This window comes from Filimonas lacunae (assembly GCF_002355595.1).
GTDB lineage: Bacteria > Bacteroidota > Bacteroidia > Chitinophagales > Chitinophagaceae > Filimonas > Filimonas lacunae.
Genome location: NZ_AP017422.1, coordinates 213,950 through 240,761 on the forward strand (window position 1 = coordinate 213,950; position 26,812 = coordinate 240,761).

The window sequence follows — 26,812 nt, forward strand, 5'->3', positions numbered from 1 at the left end:
CGATTAAAACTCTACCTCATCAAGCTTTCTGTTTAGTGCCGTTAAAAGGTTGTGTTCGTGTTATATACTGCCTGGTGTTTACCTGGTTGCTAACTGTTATAAAGGGCTATGCTCAAAAAACAGACTCGCTCCGTTTTCCTATTGAAGACAGGAGGGGAGATCCTTTTACTTATCAGCCAAAGAATCATTTTGATATAGCGGATACTGCTTACCTGAAACGCACAGTGGAATATGATCCTGTAACGCATCGCTATTATATAGTGGAGAAGATTGGTAACAGCTATTACCGCAAGCCCACTTACTTAACGTATGAAGAGTTTTGGAAGCTACAGAATGCAAAGGCCGAAAAGGATTACTTTATGGTAAGGGCGCATACATTGGACGACCTGAATAAAAAGGTAAAGCGGCCAAAGATGCAGCTTTATCATAAGCTGTTTGACAGGATGTTTGGGCTTGACTCCAATAATATGAAAGTGGACATAAGGCCACAAGGCACTGTGGATCTGGCATTGGGGTACATGGGGCAAAGAATTGATAATCCTTCTTTAAGTGAAGCAGCACGTAAAACTGGTGGGTTTGATTTTGATATGAATGCTAACCTTAGCATGATTGCCAACATTGGTAATAAGTTAAAGCTGCCTATTAACTATAACACACTGGCCAATTTTGATTTTGAAAACCAGTTGAAACTGGATTATAAAGGGATGGATGATGAAATTATCCGGAGCATTGAAGCAGGTAATATTTCCTTTCAAACACGCAGCTCGCTGGTAAGTGGGGTGCAAAGTTTGTTTGGGGTGAAAACGCAATTGCAGTTTGGCAGGCTGGGTATTACTGCGGCTATTGCCAATCAACGTTCTGAAAAGAAGTCGGCTACACTGGCTGGGGGTGGCGCTACTACTACGCTTTCTAAAAAGCTGGATGATTATGACGAGAACCGAAACTTCTTACTGGCGCAATACTTCCGCAATAATTTCAATAAAGCCATGGGGAGTTTGCCTGTTGTAAACAGCCAGATTAAAATAACCCGTATGGAGGTGTGGGTAACCAACCGCACGGGCTCTACTACCAATGCCCGGTATGTAGCTGGGCTGGCCGATCTGGGGGAGCCGGAGCCTGCCAATAGTGCCAATACTTCTTTATCCACCAGTGCTTTGCCGCAAAACGGCGCGAACGATTTATATGCTTATGCTACCAGTAACGAAACGTATCGCAACTCTAACTACATCACCAGTTTTTTAAAGGCAAGAGGGCTAACACAGGTAAATGATTTTGAAAAGATATATGCCCGTAAGCTTACCAGCACAGAATACTCTTACAACGCCAAGGTGGGGTTTTTATGTTTGAACGGGCAATTGCAGTCCAGCGATGCATTAGCAGTGGCTTTTCAATATACCTATAATGGTAAGGTGTACCAGGTGGGGGAGTTTTCGGAAGATGTTACCGTAGATTCTACTAGCGGTATTCAAAAGGTATTGTTTTTGAAATTATTAAAAGGTACCTCGCAAAGGGTAGCGCTGCCTATGTGGCACCTGATGATGAAGAATGTATATTCTGTAGGGGTTACGGGCATTGATTCGGCCGATTTTACTTTCAATGTATTATACCGCGAAGCCAGTGGTGGTGATAAAATTTATCTTCCTGAAAGTGCTACAGCAGTAGAAGGAAAGTCGCTGTTATCTATATTGAAACTGGACAGGTTAAACAGTACCCAAAATAGTATACCTGATGGCATGTTCGATTATGTGAATGGCTATACGATTCTACCTGCGCAGGGCAAGATCATCTTCCCGGTGCTGGAGCCGTTTGGTAAAGATCTGGATACACTTGCTTTTGCGGGTATGCCTGCTTCTGTAAAAGCTAAGTATGTGTATTACGCTTTGTATGATTCTATTAAAGCAGTAGCGCAAACCTATGCCAATCTTAACCGCTTTGTGGCTTCGGGGTCGGTAAAAGGCACCAGTAGCTCTTCTTTATCGCTGGGGGCTTTTAATATTCCGTCAGGTTCAGTAACGGTGCGGGCAGGGGCTAATACCTTAAAAGAGAATGTAGACTATACAGTGGATTATAGCCTGGGTACGGTAACTATCATTAACCAGGCCTTACTGGCTTCAGGCACTACGGTCACGGTAGATTATGAAAGCTCCAGCTATGCTATGCAGCAGCGTAATTTTATGGGCGTGCGACTGGATTATAAAGCCAGTGACAAACTGGCGCTGGGGGCTACGTTTGAGCATTTGGGCACTACACCGTTTTATAGCAAAGTGAATGTGGGCGATGATCCTATCAGCAACAGTATTTATGGTGTTGATTTTACTTATGCTTCCCAATCGCCGGGTATTACAAGGGCGTTAAATAAACTGCTACCTTTTTATCACTCTACTACCAACAGTGCTATCAATGCTTCGGGTGAATTTGCTTATCTAAAGCCGGGGCATGCTTCACAAATTGGCTCAGGCACTTCCGGTGCTGTTTATATTGATGATTTTGAAAGCGCCAGCAGCAGTATTGATATTCGTTATCCGGCCACTAACTGGGCGCTGGCTTCTACGCCTTCGGGCAACAGCTTATTTCCGGAAGCGGAGTTAAGTGATTCTATTGATTACAATAGAAACCGGGCAAAGCTGGCCTGGTATACGATTGAATCGGTTTTACAAAACACCAGTTACAGCACCAACCCTTTACGGAAAAACCTGGCCGTGTTAAGCGATCCGCGTATGCGTGCGGTATATACCAGTGAGTTGTATCCCGACCGTACCACTACCGTTACTGATGTGCAGCTGGCAACGCTGGACCTTGCTTATTATCCCGAAGAGAAAGGGCCTTATAACTTTGAAGCACGTACTTCGGAGTTAACAGCAGAGGGAAGATTTCGCAACCCTAAAAGCAAATGGGGTGGTATTATGCGCAGCATAGATCAAAGTGATTTTGAAACGGCCAATATTGCCTATGTGGAATTCTGGATGCAGGACCCTTTTATTAAAAAGCCCGCCAGCACTGGTGGTAAACTGCATATTAACCTGGGTAGTGTAAGTGAAGATATTTTAAAAGATGGCAAGCATTTTTATGAAAACGGCTTAAGCACCCCTACGCAAAACACAACGGTAGATAGCAGTGGTACCTGGGGTAAAGTACCTGTAAATCCCGTACAGCAAACGCAGGCATTTAGTAACGAAACCAGCGATCGTGCTTACCAGGATGTGGGCTATGATGGCTTGAATAATGAAGAGGAAAGAAGAAAGCGTGGTAATTACCTGGGCAACCTATTGCGTAATTTCCAATCCACTTCTACCATCTATCAACGTGCCTATAACGATCCCAGTGATGATGATTATGTATGGTACCGGGATGACCGGTTCACGGAAAACTCCGACATCCTGGTGCGTTATAAAAACTATAATAACCCGCAAGGCAACTCGCCGGTAGCCAATAGCTCTTCTACATCCACTACTACAGCAGCTACTACTTACCCGGATAATGAAGATTTGAACAGGGATAATGTAATGAACGAAACAGAAGCCTATTATGAGTATGCCATTGATCTTACACCGGGTAGTCTTGTGGTAGGTAGCAATTACATTACAGATAAAAGAACGGTAACGCCTACTTTAGTGAATGGAAGCAGCAGCACCGAAAACTGGTACCTGTTTCGCATTCCTATAGAAGGATATACCAGTGCTGTTGGTGGTATATCCGATTTCAAGTCTATACAGTTTTCGCGTATGTATTTATCAGGCTTTGAAGATTCGGTGGTGTTGCGTTTTGGTGCTTTAAACCTGGTACGCAGTTCCTGGCGTTCGTTTACTTATAACCTCGATACTACCGGTTCTTACACGCAGCTTTCCACTACTTCCACACTGGATATTACCTCGGTGGGGCTGGAAGATAACAGTGCCCGCACACCTATCCCCTATAAGTTGCCGCCGGATATTGCGCGTGTGCAAACGTTAAGCAGCACCAATACTACGGTGCTGGAAGATGAGCGGTCTATGAGCATGAAAATATCCGGACTAACAGATGGCGAAGCCCGTGCTGTATTTAAAACGATGAGCCTGGATGTGCGTAAGTATGGCAAGCTGAGCATGTATGTGCATGCCGAAGGGGTAAGTGGACAAACCGCTATTGCCAATAAAGATTTAAACCTGGTAGTGCGTATTGGGCAGGATTTTTTATCTAACTACTATGAAATAAAAATACCGCTTACCATGACTTCGCTAACGAGCAACGCCACTGCGGAAACCATCTGGCCCACTGCCAATAATCTCGATTTTTCATTACAGCAACTGGTGAGTTTAAAAGTGGAGCGTAATGATAACGGCGTAAACACCGGCGTTATTTACCGCAAGGAGATAGATGGGAAAACTTATTCCGTAATGGGCAATCCCAACCTGGGCGATATAGGTGGTGTATTGATAGCAGTGGAAAACCCCAAGGGTGGCAATACGGCTGCATTGAGTACGGAGGTGTGGGTGGATGAGTTACGTTTATCTGAGATAGATGAGCATGGTGCCTGGGCGGCTATAGGCAGGGTTGATATGCAGTTGGCCGATTTGGGTACTTTCTCGCTGGCGGGTAGTACCTATTCGCAGGGATGGGGCACTGTGGAACAAAGCTTAAGCCAGCGATCTATTAACAGCACCAGGCAGGTAGATGCTGCCTTGCAGATAGATGCCGGTAAGCTATTGCCTTCACAGGCAGGTATCACCATGCCTATGTATGCAGGATATAGCAAAACAGTGGCTACTCCTGAATACGATCCGTACAACCTTGATATCAAACTCAGTTCACAGTTAAAGAAAACCAGCAAATCTAAACGGGATTCTATTTTAAATAATGCGCGCGATATCTCTACCATGCAAACACTTACGTTTACCAATGTACGTTTTGGTAAAGTGCCGGCTAAGCCTAAGCTATGGAGCCTGAGTAATTTTGATTTTACGTTTGCCTATACCAGAACATCGGCAACCAGTTCGGTGATATCGTTGAATGACATGCGTAAATACCGGGGTGGTTTTGGATATACTTTTAACGGCACGGCTAAATATATACAGCCTTTTAAAGGTATGAAGTGGAAAACGGGGTGGCTGCAATTAATAAGAGATTTTAATATCAATCTAAATCCTTCACTCATCAGCTTTCGAACGGATGTTAACCGACAAATGGGCATGTATACCCCCCGTATTGTAAACACTTCTACCAATACTATTACACGTGTAGATACTACCTATAATAAGAAATTCACGTTCGACAGGTACTATAATCTGCGGTGGGATCTTTCCCGTTCGCTTAACATTGATTTCAGCGCTACCAACAGGGCTATTATAGATGAGCCGGAAGGAAAGCTGGATACCAAACAAAAGCGCGACAGTGTATGGAAAACCTTCTGGAAAGGCGGGCGGCCTTTATCGTACCAACAAAAACTATCTGCATCCTATACATTACCCTTAGCTAAGTTTCCGCTAACCAACTGGATTACTACACGGTATACCTATGGCGCTTCTTACGCTTACACTTCGGCCAGTTTATCGGCCAAGTACCTGGGTAATACATTGCAAAACAGCCTGGACCATAACGTTACTGCCGAGCTGGACTTTGCCCGTTTGTATAGTAAATGGAAATGGCTGGCCCGTGTAAGCCAGGGTAGCACGCCTGTAAAGCAAAATAAACCGGTAAAGACCACCGCAACTATACCAGCTAAAGCAATTAAACCAGTGGCATTGCCGCCTTTACCGGAAAGGGATGAGGTGATCAAAGACCTTCATGGAAAAGCAAAGCGAAAGGCATTGCGCCAATGGCGGCATGCTAAAAGAGAACGTCGCAGACAGGAAAGGGAAAAGGCGGCTGCAACGGCCCAGCCTGCCGAAATAACCAAAGCGGTTACCTCCCTGGTTACCATGGTAAAGCGGGCTTCTATCAGCTATACCACCAATGTGAACAGTTATGTGCCGGGCTATATGGATAGCTCGCAGTTTCTGGGACAAAACTGGAAAAGCATGCAGCCGGGGTTGGATTATATATTTGGTAAGCAGCCCAATGCACAATGGATGGAGCAAAAGGCGCGCCTGGGTTTGCTCAGCGCCGATTCTACTTTTAATGATTACTTTCAGCAGGGCTTTTCGCAACAGTTTAATATGGCGGCTACTTTGCAACCATTAAAGGATTTTACGATAGAAGTAACTGTGCAAAAAACGTTCTCTAAAACCTATAGCGAACTGTTTAAAGATACTACGGGATCAGGCCTGCACTTTTCACATTTAAGCGGCACAGCCAACGGCGGTTTTAGTGTATCGTTTATCAGTTTTCAAACCCTGTTTCGTAAAAGCAGCCCATCGCAGGTGTCAGAAACATTTAAAACCTTTCAGAATAACCGTTTAATTGTGTCGTCGCGTATGGCGCGTTTAAATGCTTATCAGGATGGTACTAAAACGGTGGATGGATATTATACCGGGTATGGCCGTTATTCGCAAAACGTGCTGATACCAGCGTTCGTGGCAGCCTACACCAATAAGGATGCCCATAAAATAGCTTTGCTCAATGAATCCAACACAGGCATTACTTCCAATCCTTTTTCGGGTATAAAGCCTTTACCTAACTGGAACGCTACCTACTCGGGCCTTACCCGTATACCGGCGCTGAGCAGCCTATTCAGCAGCATTGTTTTTACACATGCCTATTCCGGCACTTTAAGTATGAACAGTTATTCCAGTGATCTTACATTTAACGATCCGCTGCATTTGGGTACACCGGGTTTTATTGATAGCACCTCCGGTAACTTTGTGCCTTATTACATTGTGCCTAACATTACTATTCAAGAGCAGTTCAGCCCGCTGATAGGCATAGATGTAACCACGTTAAAACAGCTGAATGTGCACCTGAAGTACAACAGAAGCCGGCAGTTGAGTTTAAGTCTGAGCGATTACCAGTTGAGTGAGGTGCAAAGCAGTGGCTGGGATTTTGGCTTAAGCTGGAGAACGCATGGCTTAGATCTGCCTTTTACCCTGCCGTTTATGAAAGCAGGGCAAAAGAGACTGCAAAACGATTTGGGTATTACTGTTGATTTCAGTTACCGGCGTGATGCACAAAGCACCAGTGTACTGGATGAAAACGTTACTTATGTTACCGGTGGACAAAGAGTCATCAAACTATCTCCTTCTATTGACTACACATTGAATAAACGCATTAATATCTCGTTCTATTTCGACAGGCAAAAGAGCATTCCCTATGTGTCTACTTCTTCGCCCATAACAGTTACTAAAGGAGGTGTGAAAGTGCGGATAGCCTTAACAAAGTAAAGGTTACCGGATCAATACAATAGTACCTTTTCGTTCTACTGTTCTGCCGGTGTAGTCAACAGCTTGCGCAGTATATACATAGGTGCCGCTGGCCTGTGGTTCGCCATCATAACGGCCATCCCAGCCTTTACCTTCTTCGGTGGTGTAAAACATTTGCCTGCCCCAGCGGTTGTATATTCTAAAGAATTTCAGCTGCTTCATACCGGCCAGTATAGGCTTAATAATATCGTTCAGGCCATCGGCATTCGGTGTAAAGCCGCTGGGTACAAATATTTCCGGTTGTGTGGTAAACACCCGAACCGTAACCTGGTCATCTGCATAGCAGCCTTCTGCTGTATACACTCTTACTGTATAAGTGATGGTGTCGCCACCAGTGTAATAAATAAATACAGGATCAGCCGAATTAGTGCTGTTTAATGCTGTGGAAGGTGACCATACATAGTTAACACCTCCGGTGGCATGTAGTTGAACCGGTTGTCCTACCACTACGTTGGTATCATTGCCGGCAAAGGCTTTTACCGGCGGCAATACGGTTATCAGCACAGAATCTTTTACAGGCTTAGGGCAGCCCAAGGTGTCTGTAACAGAAATATAGTAGGTGGTGGTGGCTTGTGGCCCTACAATAGGATTCAGTGTATTGGTGTTGAGCATGGATTTGGTTGGCGACCATTGAAAATGCGCAGCGGTAGTTGTGGCATGTATAGTAGCAAGGTCGGCAAAACAAAGTGTGGTATCACCTGTAGCCACAACAGTGGGGTAGGGTACTACAATAATATTGGTTGAGGTATTGGCGGTACACTTACCCAGCCGGGCTTCTACAAAATAGGTGATATTATTAAGCGGCGCCGCTTTAGGATATTTAATGGTAGTGCTGCTTAATCCGGTGGCAGGCGTCCAGGTATATTGCAGGCCATGACTTACCGGGCGAAGGGTAATGCTATCTGTTTGGCAAATAGTAGTATCCACGGGCAACTGCACGGTAATAAAGTCCAGCACGTTTACTTTAATAGAATCGGTATTGGTACAGCCGCGGTCAGTAAGGGTTACTATGTAAGTGGTAGTGTCTTTAGGATATACCAGTGGATTATTGGTGTTGGCGTTTATAATGTTATAATTAGGCGTCCATTGAAAGGTGCCCGTGCCGTAGGCTATTAATGGCAGGGTGTCTACGCTGCATATTAAAGTGTCTTTAAAAGGCAATGTTATGGGCGGCCTTGCCGATATCACCACTGCCTTAGTAGTAGTGTCTTTACAGCCCTTGCTATTGGTAACTATCAGCTGCACATTTACGTTGGCAGGGGCGGGGTATAAGTAGCTGGGATTACGTATATGCGATGTATCTGCCTGGGTGGTGTTATCGCCAAAGTTCCAGCTCCAGCTATCCACTACACCATAGGTTGTTTGGGTGGCATCTGTAAACAAAAAGCTATTGAGGTAACAGCTGCCGTTTACATTAAAATCCGGTACAAACCCCGGGAACACTCTTACTTTGGCACTGGCCGAATCGGTACAACCTGCACCTGCCACCACTGTTAATTTAATAGTATAAACACCTGTATCGGCATAAGTATAAGTAGGATTTGCCTGGTGCGATGTGTCGGTGGTAATATTGGGCACTCCAAAATCCCAGAGATAAGAAGTGATATTGCTATTGGTAGATTCGTTGAAGAAGCTATTGGTAAAGCTATTACAGGAAATGTATTCCGGGTCAAGCAATGCAGCTGATAAGCTACAGTTGGCTACTGTAATATGAATTTCTTTCCGGGTTTGTCCTATTAGTACGCCTTTTCTATATTCCATCACCACTACCGCCACAGCGTAGTCGCCTGTTTGTGAAGGGGCGCGGCCCGAAATAATACCCGAAAACTTATCAATGGTAACATCATTACCCAAAGGGGTGGTGCCACTATAGCTGCCATTGTAAGGCACGGAAGCGTAAGGTGGATTGCTGGGCGGGTTAGGCTGCGCTCCTCCGTTATTGCCTGCGCTACCACCTATAATACCATCTGTAAAGGAATATACCAGCGAATCGCCGTCTTTATCAGTAGCACTAAAGTCAAAAGTGAATGGTGAGTTGTAGCAAACCACTGCAGTATCCTTTTGTGCAAATACGGGGCTGTTATTATCATAAAAAGGCAAGCTATTCACTTTTCCGGGAATGGTATTGGTGTAGGTAACCCCTACGTTGCTGGAGTTAAATACGTTTACAATGCCCTGTATACGGCAACAACGTTGTACGGCAAGCGTGTAGCCGTTGTCGTTGTTGGCTAATTCAATAGTGGTAGTGTACTTATCTATCCGGTAGCAAATGTCCGGAACAGGGCTGATACAAGGGCTAAACCAAACTTTTTGAGCAATAATGCTGTCTGTATGCCGGATGTTCAGTGTGTACTGGTAAGCATCGGTAACTGCGTCAAAAACGCCCAGGTATACTACCTGGTCAATTTGCCGTTGTTGCGATGCACAGCTTAAATATTGATTTACGGTAACCTGGTATCTGGAAGTATTGCTGCTGATGCCTGGTCCCAGGTATTCATACTGTATCCAGCCACCTTTGAGGTGATCGGCAAGCAAGGAGGTTGCTATACCTGAAAACAGGATAAGTAGAATTAGTTTCTTCATGAAAAGAACGTGATAATCAGTTCACCGCCCGTATAAAGTGTAACAGGTAGCTGTTTACAGTTGCTGTAGCTTCCCACATTCCCATATGGCCCACTTGTTTCAGTACATGAATATACGAACTATTAGGCAGGGATGACTGTTTTAACACATCATTGAAAGGAGCAGCCACATCTTCTGTTCCCATGATAAATAATACCGGAACAGGGCTGTTTTTCAAAACGCTTGTTCTGTCGGGCCTTATCATCATGGCATGATAGTATTGCTGTAAACTGAGGGTAGAAAAAGCTGTGCTTTTTTCGATAAGACTATTTATTTTATCGGTGTTCTTCGCTTTATAGTCAGCTCCAAACAGGTTAGGAATGGTGGTTTTTAAAAAGGCAGCGCCGCCATATTGTTCCATCATTTCAATTCCCCGCTGCCTGTTGGCTTTTTTCTCGTCACTATCGGCAAAAGCGGTGCTGTGCACCATACCGAAGCCGTTAATAATAGCAGGATATTTTTCAGCCATGGCCAGGGTAATATAACCTCCCATGCTATGCCCCAGAAAGGTGCAGCTGGTTACCTGTTCGTGTTGCAGTAACGCATAAATAGCGGCTGCATAATCTTCTATATTCGATTCAGGTTGAGAATGCAGCGGAGCAGATGCGCCACTACCGGGAATATCTGGTACAATTACCTGGCAATGTTGTTGTAAATACGAAACCTGCTCATCCCATATGGTGCTGTCTTCTCCAAAGCCATGTAATAACACCACCACAGGGCCGGTGCCGTTTTTTGTATAGCTAAGGGGGTGGTTTTTATAGGAAAACTGATAAGTCATACATATTATTTAAAAGTCAGCTGAAAACTGCGCCAGGCTGTAATGATAACAACCGGAAGGAAGGCAATGTTAAGTTGCTGGGGTAAAAAAATCCAGGCTACTAAAACAGCTATTTGCAAAAAGGCCAGATACAAAAAATATTTCCTTACCCAGGTGGGGCGTTTGTATATAAAAAAGCCTGCTAATAAATTGGTGGGTAATGCCCAAAGCAGATTATAGTTGGCTGCACAGGCAACATGGTCGGTACAAAACCACATAAACAATAATAGCACACCTACCAGTCCGGTAACATATAACCCAATAGAATCAATAATGAGCATAAGGGTAGTGCCGGCTTTTTGTTTCCATTGTGATAATAGCAACACTACTACAGCTATTACACTAAACACTATCAGGGGTACATGCTTATTCTGCGGCGATAAATCGGGGCTGGCGCTGAATAATTGCTTTTTCTGTAACACTAATGGTGTTTTATCGCCTTTTTTAGCACTATCTACTCCTTTCAGCAGGTAGTCCGGTAAAAACATGCTTTCATTTACGGTAACAGGTCTGTCCATCCTGCTGCCCAATAACAGGTCTATACCCAGTTTGCTCCAGGGCTGGCCACCATTGTCCAGGTAAACATGAATCATGTTACGGAAAGTGGTGCCTTCCGGCACAAGCGGGGCCTGCATGGTAACGCCCGGTATATTATGTTGTACCTGGTCCCTTACACGGCTGGTGCAGTTGTCAAATAAAAAATCATACTTATAATACTTGTTGCTGCCTTGCAGGTTTGTTTTCAGGGCTTCCAGTAACGCCTGTTTTTCGGCGCAGGTCATGTTTAATTCCTGCTCGGTAATGCCGCGCTGCTCTTCCTGGTAAAATTGCATGAAGCCATCAAAAGGCTCCGGGTTCAGAAAATAGTCCAGCTTACCTCTTACAAACTTGGAATAAAAATCCGGATCACTAAAGTCGAAGGTGCCATAGTTAAACACTACATCCTGGTGCCGGGTGCTGTCGGTAATACGCAGGGCAGTATGCCCGAATAAAGAATACAGTTCGGCGCCGGGGGCGCAGGTAATGACGCTGATGCGTAAACGGCAGCTGTCCGGTTGGCCAAATGCCAGGCTGGTGCTGATAGCCAATGCCAGTACAAACGAAATAAAGTGGCGCATAGAATTCATTAAAAAAAGCCAGTAATAAAAAGTAAAGAACGTTAACTATTGCCGGTGGTTTTACTTTTTACTACTGACTTTTCCATTTTTGTATATGGTTGTTATAGTACTTCTATCTGATTGCGAAGCAGGTCTTCAAACACATCCCTCTTGCGTATCTGGTGGGCGGTTCCGTCTTTTACCAGTATTTCTACCGGTTTATAACGGCTGTTGAAGTTGCTGCTCATTTCAAACCCGTAAGCGCCTGCATTATAAAAAACCAGGTAATCGCCTTCCCGCACTTCATTCAGCTCTCTATGCCAGGCAAAAGTGTCTGTTTCGCAAATATTACCTACTACCGAATATGTTTTTTTAGGCCCGTTAGGGTTGCTGATATTTTCTATACGGTGGTAAGCATCGTAAAACATGGGACGTATCAGGTGGTTAAATCCACTGTCTACGCTTACAAAGGTAGCGGCACTGGTTTCTTTCATCACGTTTACCTGTGTTATGAAATAGCCACATTCACTTACCATAAATTTACCGGGTTCAAACCAAACCTGTAAAGGTTTGCCGCCGGGGTTAGGATGGTTGGCAAATGCTTCCCCTACTTTTTGGGCCAGCAAAGGAATATCGGTTTCTACATCTCCGTCTTTATAAGGCACTTTAAAGCCGCCGCCCAGGTCAATAAACTCCAGGTCTTTAAAATGAGGAATGATATTGAATAACACCTCAATACCCTTTACAAACACCTCCACATCTTTTATCTCGCTGCCGGTGTGTATGTGTAAGTCGCAAATGCGCAGGTTGTATTTGTTTACCAGTTCCAGTATGGTTTCAATCTGGTCTACGGGAATGCCGAATTTGCTTTTTTCGTGACCGGTAGAAATTTTCAGGTTACCACCCGCCATAATGTTAGGACGCAGGCGGATACCCACCGGGTAGGAGTGACCGAATTTCTGACCAAACTTTTCCAGATTGGAAAGGCTGTCTATATTAATGTATACACCCAGGTTTTTGGCTTCTTCAATTTCACTAAAGCCGATGCCGTTGGAAGTGTACAAAATTCTGTTGGGAGGGAATCCGGCGTGTAGTGCCAGCTTTACTTCATTAATGGAGCTACAATCAACATTGGCACCCAGCTCTTTAATATGCTTTAAAATGTTGATGTTGGTAAGTGCCTTACAGGCATAAAAGAAAACCGTATTGGTATTGCTGAAAGCGGTAGTTAGTTTACGGTATTGCTCTTCAATTTTTTCTGCGTGGTAAACATAAACCGGGGTTCCATACGTGCCGGCAATGTCCACTAATTGTTCGCTGCTTAATGCTTGTGCCATGTTATTTTTGTTCGGGATGCTCACCAGAAGGTTCATCATCCTGGTGGCCGTCTTCATTATTGTCTGGGGTATTGTCTTCGTCTTCCTCTTCTTCGTCATCAAAAGCATCTTCTTCATCTGCTTCGTCCTCTTCTTCTCCGGAAGTGGTGGCTTCTTCGTCTGCTTCTTCCTGTTCTATATCTTCTGTGTCAGTTTCGTCCTCTTCTGAAACACCTGCTTGTGTTTCGGAAATGCTTGCTTCGTATTCTGAGGGTTCAGCAGCTTCTGTGGTTTCGGAGGCCTCTACATCAGAGTCTCCATCCAGGTCATCCACGGGAATTAAAGCACCGCTGCTGTCTACTGCCAGTGGTATTTCAGATTGCACCACCACGGCTTCTTCTTCTTCGTGTACAATATTTTCTTCGCTGGAGGTGGTAATGCCGTTTACTACGGTAGCTTCTACCATTTGCTCGGCCAGTACTTCTTTTATCTTTGGCAGGTCTTCGGCGCTGTTAATGCCAAAGTAGTCCATAAAGGTTTTGGACGTGCTGTATATTAAAGGTTTCCCGGGTAACTCTTCGCTACGTCCGGATATCACGATCAATTCTTTTTCCAGTAATTTTTGAATGCTGTAGTCACTGTTTACACCCCGTATGCCTTCAATTTCCCCTTTGGTAATAGGTTGTTTGTAGGCTATAATAGCCAGCGTTTCCATAGCTGCGTTCGACAGGCGTTTTAAAAACTTATCGCCATTGAGTTGTGCTACGGTTTTGTGGAAGGTTTTTTTAGTGAGGAACTGCCAGCCGCCGCCGCTTTCTCTTACTTCAAACGGGAAGAATTCCGATTCGTATTTGTCAGCAATGTTTTCCATACAGCTTTCTACCTGTTCCAGGGTAATGCGCTGTTCCATGAAGCCAAATGCGTTATTAATCAGCTCCACTATATCGGGACTGGTCAATGGTTTTTCACTGGCAAAGATCAAAACTTCAATATGCGGAATAATTTCAGATAGCTCCATGGTTAATAGTCATTAAGTCATACAAGTCAGGTAAGAATATCATTGAACTTGCTTATTGTCATTGAGTCAGGGACGGTCAATGCATTTTAAGGAACATGTCAGTCAATGAGTTCTTAGCTAATATAAAATAGTCATTGAGGTTAAAGGTTAAAAAAAGTGAATCGAATTTACCACTTCATCCGTGTAAAAAGCGCATTCACTTTAATTAGCTGTAATTATTTTAACCTCAATGACTTATTGACTATTTGCTCAAAGACTACGCTCCTAATGCAGCAGCACCGCTTACAATCTCGGTAAGTTCGGTAGTGATAGCTGCCTGACGGGCGCGGTTGTAAGATATTTTCAGCGATTTCAACAGTTCATTTGCGTTTTCGCTGGCTTTATCCATAGCGGTCATACGGGCTCCATGCTCACTGGCGTGGGCATCCAGCACCGCTTTGTATAATTGGATATTTAATATTTTAGGCATCAACTCTGCAATCAAAGCACCTTTCTCTGGTTCAAAGATGAAATCAGTCTTTTTGGCACCTTGTTTCGGTTCTTCCTTAGGAATAGGTAAGAACTGTTCTGCTGCAAAGCGTTGAGTAGCAGCGTTTTTAAATTCGCTGTATACGATTTCTACTGCATCAAAAGTTTTGTTGGCAAAAGCTTTCATAGCAGCCCTGGCCACTTGCTGAACGTTTTCAAAATTCAGTTGCAGGAAAAGATCTTTATAAGTAGCGTCGGTTTTGTAACCGCCTTTGGTCAGGGTTTCCCAGCCTTTTTTACCAATGTTCCAGATAGTAACATTGCCTTTGGCAAACTGGGTAGCGTATTTAGACTGGATAGTGGCTTTGGCTGCTTTTACTACGTTTGTATTATAAGCACCAGCTAAACCACGGTCGCTGGTAATAACTATCAGCAGTACGTTTTCAACAGGGCGTGTTTCGGCCAGTTCTAAATTCAATTCTCCTTCGGTGCTGCTTACTATATTACTCAGCATTTCCTGCAATTTCTGTGCATAAGGGCGCATTTGTATTATTGCGTCCTGCGCACGGCGTAATTTGGCAGCACTCACCATTTTCATGGCTTTGGTGATCTGTTGAGAACTCTGTACAGATTTAATGCGGTTGCGAACTTCTTTTAACTGACCGGCCATTGTGAATTAATCGTTTGGATGTTTTTTTAACAACAAAAACCTAAAATTGGCTGCAAAAGTAGCAGAAAATAGGCACATTTCCATTACTGGTTCTAAAAAAGCCTTTCCAGCAATTTTGTAACCCGGGGCTAAACTTCCCTCCGTAAATTGATTACCTTTGGCACCCGCTGTAGTAAAGGGCCTGTCAATTTGGCCTTTAGGCACGGGCTTGCATTGTTTTTGAAGAGGATGTATATCAAAAATACTAATAATTAAGCGCCGGAAGGTTCTCTGTTACCGGGTGTAAAACGATCATAATTCTATGTTAGGTTTTTTAAGTAAACTACTGGGAGGCAACAAATCTGAGAAAGACGTAAAACAGATTCAACCTGTTATTGCCCAAGTAAACCAGTACTATCAGCAGTTCCAGAGCTTAACCAACGATGAGTTGCGTGGCAAAACCGTTGAATTTAAACAACGTATTCAGCAGCATTTAACCAGTATCGATGCCGACATTGCCGGTAAAAAGCAGGAAGCTGAAGCTTTGCCGGAGGAAGACATCCAGGGCCGCGATACCATTTACACGGTGATTGACAAGCTGAAAAAAGACAGGGATAAGAAAATTGAAGAAGCGCTGGAAGCCATTTTACCTGAAGCATTTGCCGTGGTAAAAGAAACTGCCCGCCGTTTCAAAGAAAATAAAGAAATGGTAGCCACTGCTACCGAGCTTGACCGTGAGTTAAGTGTAAGAAAGAAACATGTAACCATTAATGGCGATCAGAGTGTGTATCAAAACACCTGGGATGCTGCCGGCAACCTGGTTACCTGGAATATGGTGCATTACGATGTGCAGTTAATTGGTGGTACTGTTTTGCACCAGGGTAAAATTTCAGAAATGGCTACCGGTGAAGGTAAAACACTGGTAAGTACCCTGCCCGCTTACCTGAACGCATTAGCAGGAGAAGGTATTCATATTGTAACCGTGAACGACTACCTGGCCCGCAGGGATAGTGAGTGGAACGGACCTATATTTGAATGGTTGGGTTTACGGGTAGATTGTATTGATAAACACCAGCCTAACAGCGCTGCCCGTCGCAACGCCTACATGGCCGATATCGTATATGGTACCAACAACGAATTCGGTTTCGACTACCTGCGTGATAACATGGTGCATTCTCCGGAAGAAATGGTACAGCGCAAGCACCACTTTGCCATGGTGGATGAAGTGGATAGCGTATTAATTGATGATGCGCGTACTCCTTTAATTATATCTGGTCCGGTTGGACATAGCGATAACACACAACAATTTTTTGAATTAAAGCCCCGTATCGAGAAACTGGTAGCTGAGCAAAAGCGTGTAGTGAACCAGTTCCTGAACGAAGCCAAAAAGAAAATATCTGAGGGTAACGACGATCCTAAAGATGGTGGTTTGGCCCTGTTCCGTGCGCACCGTGGTTTACCTAAAAACAGCGCTACTATCAAGTATTTGAGTGAGCCTGGTGTTCGTGTGAGATTGCAGAAGTCGGAAAACCATTACCTGGCCGATCAGCAAAGAGAAATGCACAAGGCAGATGCGGAACTGTTTTTCTATATTGAAGAAAAAAGCAACTCTGTAGAGTTAACCGATAAGGGTATTCATTTAATTACCGGTGCCGGTGAAGATCCTAACTTCTTCGTGATTCCAGATATTGCTACCGACCTGGCTAATATAGATGGTAATGCAGCTTTATCTGCAGAAGAAAAACTGCACCAGAAAGAAGCATTATTAAACGACTACGCTGTTAAAGCCGACCGTATCCACACTGTTCAGCAATTACTGAAAGCCTACACCTTATTTGAAAAAGATGTAGAGTATGTGGTGGTAGAAGGTCAGGTGAAAATTGTAGATGAGCAAACAGGCCGTATGATGGAAGGCCGTCGTTACAGCGATGGTTTACACCAGGCTATTGAAGCAAAAGAGAATGTTACCATCGAAGCTTCTACACAAACCTATGCTACTGTAACGCTGCAAAACTACTTCCGTATGTACCACAAACTGGCGGGTATGACGGGTACTGCCGAAACAGAAGCTGCAGAATTGTGGGATATCTACAAACTCGATGTGGTAAGCATTCCAACCAATATTACCCCTGTACGTAAAGATGAGCACGACCTGGTGTTTAAAACCAAGCGTGAAAAATACGGTGCAGTAATCGATAAGATTGAAGAAATGCGTAACGCCGGAAGGCCGGTGCTGGTAGGTACCACTTCTGTAGAAGTGAGTGAGTTACTAAGCCGTATGTTACGTCAGAAACAAATTCCGCACAACGTGTTAAACGCCAAGCAACATGCCCGTGAAGCACAGGTGGTTGCCGAAGCAGGTTTGGCAGGTAGCATTACCATTGCCACCAACATGGCAGGTCGTGGTACGGATATCAAGTTAGGCCCCGGCGTTAAAGAAGCAGGTGGTTTGGCTATCCTGGGTACCGAACGTCACGAAAGCCGTCGTGTAGACAGGCAGTTACGTGGTCGTGCCGGTCGTCAGGGCGATCCGGGTTCTTCTCAGTTCTTCGTTTCCCTGGAAGACGATCTGATGCGTATGTTCGGTAGCGAGCGTATTGCTAAGGTGATGGACTTTGCAGGTTATAAAGAAGGTGAGGTAATTCAGCACAGCATGATTACCAAAAGCATTGAACGTGCACAGAAGAAAGTAGAAGAAAACAACTTTGGCATTCGTAAGCGTTTGCTGGAGTATGATGATGTAATGAATAAACAGCGTACAGTTGTTTACACCAAACGCAGTCACGCGCTGTTTGGCGACAGACTGGCGCTGGATTTGGATAACGCATTTTATGACGTAGCAGAAGGTATCGTAAATTCCTTCAAAGAGAATAACGATTTCGATGGCTTTAAACTGGAAGTGATTGTAAACTTCGGCTTGGAAACTGCTATTACACAGGATGACTTTACCCGTCAGAATGCCAATGATCTGGCAGCTACCCTGTATAACGAAGCTTCTGCTAATTACAAGCATCGCAGAGAGGAATTGACCGCAAATGCGCTGCCTGTGTTCCAGAACATACGTGATACACAAGGCGCTAATGTGGAAAACGTGGTAGTGCCGTTTACCGATGGCAGAAGGCAAATGCAGGTGTTAGCCAACCTGGATAAAACTCTGGCCAGCAATGGTACTGAAATGGCGCATGCTTTAGAGCGCAACATTACCCTGGCGTTTATTGATGATGCCTGGAAAGAGCACCTGCGTAGCATGGACGATCTGAAACAGAGCGTTCAAACAGCACATTACGAACAAAAAGATCCGCTGGTTATTTATAAGGGCGAAGCTTATATGCTGTTCCGTCAAATGGATAGCGCTGTTAATAAAGACATCGTTAATTTCCTTTGCCACTCTGGTATTCCTGTTGAGCAGAATATACCGCAGCCTGCCAGGCAGGTAGCGCCACCTAAAACAGATATGAGCCGTATGCGTACCACCAAAGAAGAGCTGGACGCTGCTGGTAATGAAATATCTAATGGTAACGACTACTACGATCCCACTCCTGCTCCTAAAGCAGAGCCGGTGAAAGTAGGGCCAAAAATCGGACGTAACGATTTGTGTCCTTGCGGCAGTGGCAAAAAGTACAAACAGTGTCACGGTAAGGATTTATAAGAATGTTAGATTAGTAAGAATGTATTTATAGTAAACGGGCCGGTCTTTTCAGACTGGCCCGATTTGTTTTCGGGCCTTTCCAAGGTGGCAAATGGTAAAGTAAATGAATGCCGCCACAGGTCTTTTAGAATAAAAAACAACTGCTCCTCGCTAGGCCGGGAGTCCTTTTCTTGTCGTCGTGAGTGCTCACCACAGTGTCGTGAGCACTTTCCCTCGAGCCGTGAGCGCTCACGAACAGTTGGTGAGCACTGATTGAAAGCTCAGTAGTACTGGAAAAAGAGAAAAAGGTTTGTAAAATCTATAAAGTAGCCTGGAGCAGGTATATTGCGATAAGATGAAAATGCACAAAATCACTTGAAAAGGACTCAGCAACACCCCATTATGGCAAGAATGTGTTCCATAAACATGCAAAAAGGCGTTTTTCTTCCCGAACAGCTTTATTCCGCTCTTTAACCGAACAGGTTGTTGGTAAATGCCAGCTTAAAGCGCGTCTGGAAGTTCTCAATGGTTTTAAATATCTCTTTCAAGGTGGATTTTTCTATCCGGGTAAGGCTTTCCAAAGTGATATAATTGTTGGGCGCTATCTTTTGATCGGTAATTTGTTCCGCCTGGCTTCTCAGGCGGAGGCCCATGAGGAAGTAATAACTCTGAGTGAGTACTTCATAATCCTCCTCGTTAAACACGCCTTTTTCCTTTAACGCTTTTAAGCGATCACCGGTGTTTACGGCAAAGCAGCGGTGCTTGAGAGCGTACACGCGTACAAGGTCAACAATAGGGGCCATGGCACGCTTAATGTCAATCACTTCCTGCTTGTCTTTGGTCATGGTGCGGATGTTTTTAAAGAAGGTGAGCGGGGGCTGGTATTGCATAGCGTTTCGTGCCATGTAAAAAAACAGTTTTTCCAGGGGCTGCTGCAGTTCCTTGTCCAGAAATTCGTACAGCTCATCCATAATGGGTCTTTCGCCATATACAAAACGGCAATCGAAAAAGGTGGAAAACTGGATAGCGGTTTCCGGTAAGGGATCAGTCATCCATTTATCGTAATTACCTTTCCAGTGCGACAGGCTGTGTGTCCATTGCGGGTTTTGGGCCATAAAGCCGCCTGTGCAATAGCTAAAACCTATATAATTGAGTTTATCCGAAACCTTATGGGCAAAATCAAGGAAATAGGCACGTACCAGCTCGCGCTGCTCGTTGGCCTTATCTTCATAAATAATGGCGTTGTCCTGGTCGGTTTTCAGCGTTTGTTCTTTACGTCCTTCGCTACCCAGTACCATAAAAGCAAACCGGGCAGGCGGCGGGCCTACTTCTTCTATTACACTTTCAATTACTTTCAGAGCAATGGTATCCGAAACAGAGGTGATAATCTGGTTTACAATTTCTGCGGGCACGCCCTGGTCCAGCAGCTGCACCACAATATGCGGTACACCATCCCATTTACGCTTTAGCTCATCGGCCGATACGGCTTGCCTTACACTTTGTATAAATACCAGGGGCGATTCGGCCTGTTCGCCCAGCAGTTTGTTTCTGCTGATAAAACCGGTGTACTCGCCATTTTCGCCAATTAACAGGTAACGTGTTTTGGTACGGAACATCATAAGGATGGCTTCGTACACATAGGTGTTAGCGCTGATAGAAACAATGGGGTTATCCATGATGTTTTTTACAGGCTGTGCAGCATCGGCTCGTGCTACAATCACATTATCACGAAGGGTAATGTCGGTAACATAACCTACAATCTGCTGTTGGGCATCTTTTATAAATAAACATCCGGTTTTATGATGGGCCATGATAGCGGCGGCTTCATATACAGGCATATTTTCATCGCATGCAATGATTTCCCTTTGTTCAATGCTATCAATTTTCTTAGTATATAATTCGTTCATAGAAAGTAGGCTATTAAAGCGCTAAGTAAACATAAGATAATGGCTACCATTCCCCATCCTGCTTTTCGGGCAGATGAGGTAGCCTTCAATAATTGTTCCTTTTGTTTACTTATTCTCTCATCAGTTATTTCTCCTCTTTTCTGCAGTTCAAAAAAACAGGCTGCGGTGGCTGTTGCATCGTTAAAAGCGTTGTGCTGCCCGGTAAGGGGTTGCTGAAACAGCTCTTCAAACAGTTGGCCCAGCCGCAGGTATTTAAACTGTGGATTGCGTACCATATGGGTGGTACCCTGCATGGTACAGAAAAGTGGAAGGGTTGGAATGGGGTTATTTAATTCGGTACGGAAAAATTCAACGCCGGTAACATGAAAGTCCAGTTCCAGGAAATGCCCTATCACCATCGGCTGGTATTGCAGTAGATCAGCCGCCAGAAAAGCCATCACCTGTTGCCGGGGAAAACCGTTCTGCATTCTGAACTCCTGGGTAATACCGTGAATTTTTAACGAAGAAGGAGATATTTTGAAGTCGTTGTCGTTAATGTAGTAGTCTTCCTGTTTTACCAGTTCGCCATTTCTGGTATACACCAGCCACGAAACCTGTACAGCGTGGGGCCAGTTACCGGGCACGCTATAAGGCTTTTCCCAGTTTTTGGGCAAGCCGCTCGTTTCTGTGTCTATAAACAGTAAGAAATCTTTCACATGTACTGTTGAGGTCGTAAATATACGACAAATGGTCATGTTACCGGAATTTGATGCTGACAGCATCGGGCAAACAAAAAATAAAGCCCGGAAGATAAAAATAATCCGGGCTTTCGTTACTCCGGCCCGTCCCTTCGTAAAGCCGGAATAGCAGATAGATAATCACTGAGAATGGTTAGCGTCCGAATAACCTTGAAAAGAACCCTTTTTTCTCTTCGGGCTGCTTGTCTTCACGTGGCATGCCCTCCGTAATAATATCTTCAATAAACTCGTTATAAGTTTTACCTCGTTCTTCCAGAAAACCCACCAGGTATTTCTCGCTGGCTTCCATACCGCTGGCAGTTTCAATCAGAAGCAGTTTTTCGTATAACGGCTCTACAAATTTTTGTACTACTTCCGGTGGAGCAGCACGGCGACGGCTATAATAGTTTATAATAATTCCTTTAGCATTGGTTTTCACTTCAAAATCAGTGATCACCCAGTAATACCTGCCGCTTTTACTCAGGTTTTTTACAATAGCATGTATGTTCTTCCCTTTTTTCAGGTAGTCCCACAATACTTTAAATACTACCCGGGGCATATCAGGGTGTCTGATAATATTGTGCGGCTTACCCATCAGCTCATGTTCTTCATAGCCGCTTACTTCAATAAAAGCCTCATTGGCATATTCAATTACACCATAGGGGTCTGTTTTACTCATTATAATTTTCGACTTATCCCACACAACTTCTTTATTGATAGGCGTGGGTCTTGCTATTTCCGCCATGGCGTTGGATAAATTAATCATGATGCTAAAGTAGTGCTGGCGGCGTTATTACAGGATGATAGCGGTTACCATAACATCTGATAGTGGTCATGCCTTGCCACTGATCATGTTTAACGAATTGTTATGGAATAATATTCTTTTTTTTATATCGTTACGTGAAAAGCGCTGTGCAGATAGATCAACCTTTACCTGTTAATAATTCATTGTGATTCACCATTGCTTTCTTTACAAAAGAATAATAGTTCTTTTTGCGTTTCTATTGCCCTTGCTTATGGGGTATAGTCAACAGGCTGTTGTGCACGGTAATATTGCCGACAGCTTTGCCCACAAAAAAATGTACCAGTCGTCGGTTGCCCTGTTGCGGGCTAAAGACTCTGTACTGTATCGTTTTACACGCACAACCAGTGATGGAAATTTTACTTTCAGCCGCCTGACGGCAGGCGATTATATTTTACTGGTAACCACTCCGGGCTATGCCGATTATGTAGATCGTTTGCAGCTAACCGATACCACACAGTTACATAAAGGCCAATTGTTTATGACGTTAAAGGCGCGTTTGCTGGAAGATGTGGTAGTAAGGCAAACGGTGGCAGCAATTAAAATAAAAGGGGATACCACAGAGTATACGGCGGATAGTTTTCATACGGTTAAAGATGCTACAGTAGAAGACTTATTGAAAAAGCTACCGGGCATACAGGTTAATTCCAAGGGCCAGATAACGGCTCAGGGCGAAACGGTGAAAAAAGTGCTGGTAGATGGGGAAGAGTTTTTTGGAGATGACCCTACGTTGGTTACTAAAAACCTGCGGGCAGATATGATTGATAAGGTGCAGGTATATGATAAGAAAAGCGACCAGGCTGCTTTTACGGGGGTGGATGATGGCACTAAAGACAAAACAATTAACCTGAAGCTGAAGGCGGATAAAAAGAAAGGATACTTTGGAAAGCTGGAAGCTTCTGCAGGATCGGAAGGCTATTACGATTACCAGGCTATGTTTAACCTGTTTCGTAACAAGGAAAAGCTGGCTGCTTACGGTATTGTTTCCAGCATAGGTAAAACAGGGTTAAACTGGGATGAGAAAAGCAGCTACGGACAAAGCCAGATGGATAATGTCAATTACGATGAAGTAATGGGCTTTTATTCTTTTAATGGTGATGGAGATGATATAGGGGGCTGGGATGGCCGGTATAACGAAAGAGGATATCCTTACGCCACTGCTGCGGGATTACATTATAATAACAAGTGGAAGGAAGATAAAATTTCACTGAATGCTAATTATAAGATGCTGGACCTGAAAGTAAATAGCGCCAGTGATAACCAATCGAAAATGCTGTTGCGCGATTCTGCTTATTACCAGAACTCCGGCGACCGCTCTACCAATAATGTTTCCCGGCACCGGTTGGATGGTAGCTATGAAGTAAAAATAGATTCTTCTTCTGTTATTAAGTTTACGGCCAACGGCGGCACTGATCATAAAGTAACAGAAAACTACAGCTATACCAATTCGCTGGATAGTAGCCGGGTGCTGGTGAACGAAGGTAACACGCATAGAACTTCTGTGGGCGACACACGTAAATTAAGCGCTAACCTGTTGTGGATGAAGAAGCTGGCTAAAAAGGGCAGAAGCCTTTCTGTAAACCTGTCAGGTAAAATAAACAATACAGATGCCAGTGGTTTCCTGGATGCTACTACCAACTATTATAAAGAAGGCGTTTTTTCGTATAACCAGCTGGTGAACCAGTTAAAAACGCAGCAGGTAAAAAATACCAGTATAGATGCAAAAGCCACCTATGCCGAGCCATTGTCTAAAACGAGCGCCCTGGTGTTCAACTATGGGGTGGTGATCAATAACACACAGTCGCAGCGTAATTCATTCAATACCAGTGGTGATGGAAAATACAATCAATTAGATAGCACTTATAGTAGCAATTATATCTATGATATTTTTACGCATCAGGGCGGCGCTACTTATACCATGTCTTTGGCTAAACTGAAAATGAAAGTAGGTAGCAATGTGGGCATTACCAATTTTAACCAGCAGGATAAGTTGTTTAATACCGAACAAACCAGGCATTTTATAAATTGGTATCCATCTGCTATGATGCGGTATAGTTTTAGCACACAAAGAAGCTTGTCGTTCCAGTATAATGGCCACACTACACAGCCTTCTATTGAAGCGTTGCAGCCTTTACGTACCAACGAAAACCCACTCAGCATTACCATTGGCAATCCTGATCTGAAGCCTGAATTCAGCAACCAGTTTAATCTATACTTCAACGATTACAAAGTGATGTCCAAGCAAAGCCTTTGGGTAAGCCTTAGTTATAATGTGGCTCAAAATTCTATCAGCAGCAGAAGTGTTATTGACAGTGCAGGTAAAACTACCAGCCAGTCGGTAAACGTGAATGGTAACAGTTATGCCGGGTTGTATGCCAATTATGGTTTCAAGCTGGCTAAACCGGATATCAGCATTCGCCCGGGAATCAATTTCTCCATGCAAAAGAATAGCAATTTTGTAAACGGATTGGCTAACCAAACGCGTGGCTACAATTATGAGGGTGGTGTGTATATAGGTCGCGATAAAGAAGAAAAATATGATATAGGCGTTAACCTTCGTGCCAGCTATTCTACCAGCCGTTCGTCTATACAGCAGAATGTGCAACCCGATTACTGGACATACTATATTCAGCCCGAAGCTACCCTGCTTTTTCCCGGCAAGCTGGAGCTACATACGGATGGTAATTTTACGCTCAGGCAACGTACCAGCATTTTTACTACCAATAACAATATCTTCTTGTGGAATGCATGGATTGGCAAAAAGTTGCTGAAGAATAAGTCGTTATTGCTGAAGGCCAGCGTAAACGACATCTTAAATCAAAATACAGGCTTTAGTCGTAACATTTACAACAACAATATTTCTCAGAGCACCTACAACACTATCCGCAGGTATGGCATGCTGTCGGTGGTGTGGAATTTTAATGGAACCACTGTTAAAGAATAAAATGATTACAATGAATGCAAAACAATACATGCTGCTGGTCATCCTTCTTTGTGGAACATGGCATAGTCAGGCGCAGCAGCCTTTATATTTAACAGCAGGCAAAATTGAATTTGAAAAAAAGGTGAACATGTATGCCCAAATGGAAGGTGAGGATGATGAGTGGGTACAGGTGATTAAAAAGAACATGTCACAGTTCAGGGTTACTTACCACAACCTGTTATTTAATGGAGATAGTATTTTATATACTCCCGGGCGCAGTAATCCGGATAATAGCTCTATGGAGTTTGCCCCGCTGGGCGAAGACAATATTGTGTTTACCAACCTGACTGCCAGTCAGTGTGTTAGCCAGAAAAAAGTGTACGACGAGCGTTACCTGGTAAAAGACAGCACCCGGCAAATAGCCTGGAAACTCACCAACGAAACGCGGATGATCGCAGGTTTTGAATGCAGGCGCGCCAATGCGTTGATCATGGATTCGGTGTACGTGGTGGCATTTTATACCGATGCTATTATCCCGGCGGGTGGTCCTGAGTCTTTTAACGGGTTGCCGGGCATGATTTTAGGGGTGGCGCTGCCGCACGATCATGTAAGTTGGTTTGCTACAAAAGTGTATGCCGAGGCAGTACCGGTTAAGTTATTACAGGCACCGGCAAAAGGCAAGGCGTCTACCAATAAAACCATGCAGGAAGAACTGCAAACAACCATGAAACGCTGGGGAAAATACGGGCAGAAGAATATTCTGGCCGCTATGCTGTAAATTCGCCCTTCAAAGCGAATGGAATGATGCAGGTTACCCAGTACATAGATCATACAATACTAAAACCCACCACTTTGGTGGCGGATATTGAGAAAGTTTGCGCAGAAGCAATAGAATATAAGTTTGCCGCCGTGTGTGTACCGCCGCCTTTTGTAAAAAAAGCAAAAGAATTAACGGCAGGTTCTGCAGTGAAGGTGGCTACGGTAATTGGTTTTCCGTTCGGTTATTCTGCTGTGGAAGCAAAACTGGCAGAGATTGTGCTGGCTTTGGTGGATGGAGCAGATGAGTTGGATATGGTGATTAACCTCATTGCCTTAAAAAATAACGACTGGCAATACCTGGCTAACGAACTCAATCATATTTTACCCATTATCCGCAGCAAGGGTAAGGTCATTAAAATCATCATCGAGTCGGGTATTCTTACCGATGAAGAGATTATTAAATGTTGCGAGTTGTATGGTGTTGCAGGCATCGATTACCTGAAAACTTCTACCGGGTATGCCGAAAAAGGCGCTTCGGTACACGCTGTTTCCCTGTTTAAAAAGCATTTGCCTTCTAATGTTCAGATAAAAGCATCCGGTGGCATTCGCGACTATGCTTTTGCCAAAGAACTGGTAGAAGCCGGTGCTACCCGCCTGGGCTGCAGTGCAGGTGTGGCCATTGCCCAGGGCCAAAGTGCCGGAGACGGTGGTTATTAACACAGGCAATCCCCCTAAACTAAAAGTCCAAAAACCAGA

General features: G+C 44.2%; 14 protein-coding genes. 5 read left to right on the forward strand and 9 right to left on the reverse strand.

What is annotated here, in order from left to right:
* The first annotated feature begins 74 nt into the window (after nt 1-74).
* Nucleotides 75-7,292 carry a T9SS outer membrane translocon Sov/SprA gene (gene sov, locus FLA_RS00855; protein WP_159445111.1) on the forward strand — a complete coding sequence of 2,406 codons (7,218 nt, stop codon included), beginning with the start codon at nt 75-77 and terminating at the stop codon, nt 7,290-7,292.
* Nucleotides 7,293-7,295: 3 nt separating this feature from the next.
* Here sov and FLA_RS00860 read toward each other — a convergent pair whose 3' ends face one another.
* From FLA_RS00860 to atpG, 6 genes are all read right to left on the reverse strand, one after another.
* Entirely contained in the window at nt 7,296-9,914 is a 2,619-nt protein-coding gene (locus FLA_RS00860) for a PKD domain-containing protein (RefSeq protein WP_084206244.1), read from the reverse strand.
* A gap of 16 nt (nt 9,915-9,930) precedes the next feature.
* On the reverse strand, nt 9,931-10,734 hold the full coding sequence (locus tag FLA_RS00865) for an alpha/beta fold hydrolase (protein WP_076379428.1): 804 nt from the start codon (nt 10,732-10,734) through the stop codon (nt 9,931-9,933).
* A gap of 5 nt (nt 10,735-10,739) precedes the next feature.
* Entirely contained in the window at nt 10,740-11,891 is a 1,152-nt protein-coding gene (locus tag FLA_RS00870; RefSeq protein WP_159445110.1) for an Lnb N-terminal periplasmic domain-containing protein, read from the reverse strand.
* Nucleotides 11,892-11,992: 101 nt separating this feature from the next.
* On the reverse strand, nt 11,993-13,207 hold the full coding sequence (gene lysA / locus FLA_RS00875; protein WP_076379811.1) for a diaminopimelate decarboxylase: 1,215 nt from the start codon (nt 13,205-13,207) through the stop codon (nt 11,993-11,995).
* Between the two features lies 1 nt (nt 13,208).
* Nucleotides 13,209-14,204: an SMC-Scp complex subunit ScpB gene (scpB, locus tag FLA_RS00880; RefSeq protein WP_076379426.1), complete on the reverse strand. Its 996-nt coding sequence runs from the start codon at nt 14,202-14,204 to the stop codon at nt 13,209-13,211.
* A 256-nt stretch (nt 14,205-14,460) separates the two neighbouring features.
* The gene (gene atpG / locus FLA_RS00885) at nt 14,461-15,342 is read right to left on the reverse strand and encodes an ATP synthase F1 subunit gamma (RefSeq protein WP_076379425.1); all 882 of its coding nucleotides are present in this window, start codon (nt 15,340-15,342) and stop codon (nt 14,461-14,463) included.
* Nucleotides 15,343-15,643: 301 nt separating this feature from the next.
* Between atpG and secA the strand changes: the two genes are divergently transcribed.
* Nucleotides 15,644-18,970 (forward strand): preprotein translocase subunit SecA, encoded by a 3,327-nt coding sequence (gene secA, locus FLA_RS00895; RefSeq protein WP_076379423.1) that lies wholly within the window; start codon nt 15,644-15,646, stop codon nt 18,968-18,970.
* A gap of 449 nt (nt 18,971-19,419) precedes the next feature.
* Here secA and FLA_RS00900 read toward each other — a convergent pair whose 3' ends face one another.
* From FLA_RS00900 to FLA_RS00910, 3 genes are all read right to left on the reverse strand, one after another.
* Nucleotides 19,420-20,856, reverse strand: coding sequence for a DUF294 nucleotidyltransferase-like domain-containing protein (locus FLA_RS00900; protein ID WP_076379422.1), 1,437 nt, complete (start codon nt 20,854-20,856; stop codon nt 19,420-19,422).
* Complete coding sequence (locus tag FLA_RS00905) at nt 20,853-21,590, reverse strand: 3'-5' exonuclease (RefSeq protein WP_197705844.1); 738 nt, start codon at nt 21,588-21,590, stop codon at nt 20,853-20,855. Before FLA_RS00905 ends, FLA_RS00900 begins: the two co-directional genes overlap by 4 nt.
* A 136-nt stretch (nt 21,591-21,726) precedes the next feature.
* A complete protein-coding gene (locus FLA_RS00910) occupies nt 21,727-22,338 on the reverse strand; it encodes a PAS domain-containing protein (protein ID WP_197705845.1) in 612 nt (203 codons plus the stop codon).
* 250 nt (nt 22,339-22,588) lie between these two features.
* Here FLA_RS00910 and FLA_RS00915 point away from each other — a divergent pair, with 250 nt between their 5' ends.
* Genes FLA_RS00915 through deoC form a run of 3 tightly spaced genes read left to right on the forward strand, consistent with a single transcriptional unit; the run spans nt 22,589 to nt 26,773 of the window.
* Nucleotides 22,589-25,318, forward strand: coding sequence for a TonB-dependent receptor (locus tag FLA_RS00915; protein WP_076379420.1), 2,730 nt, complete (start codon nt 22,589-22,591; stop codon nt 25,316-25,318).
* Nucleotides 25,319-25,328: 10 nt separating this feature from the next.
* Nucleotides 25,329-26,075: a GLPGLI family protein gene (locus tag FLA_RS00920; protein ID WP_076379809.1), complete on the forward strand. Its 747-nt coding sequence runs from the start codon at nt 25,329-25,331 to the stop codon at nt 26,073-26,075.
* Nucleotides 26,076-26,098: 23 nt separating this feature from the next.
* The gene (gene deoC / locus FLA_RS00925) at nt 26,099-26,773 is read left to right on the forward strand and encodes a deoxyribose-phosphate aldolase (RefSeq protein WP_231940373.1); all 675 of its coding nucleotides are present in this window, start codon (nt 26,099-26,101) and stop codon (nt 26,771-26,773) included.
* The last annotated feature ends 39 nt before the right edge of the window (nt 26,774-26,812 follow it).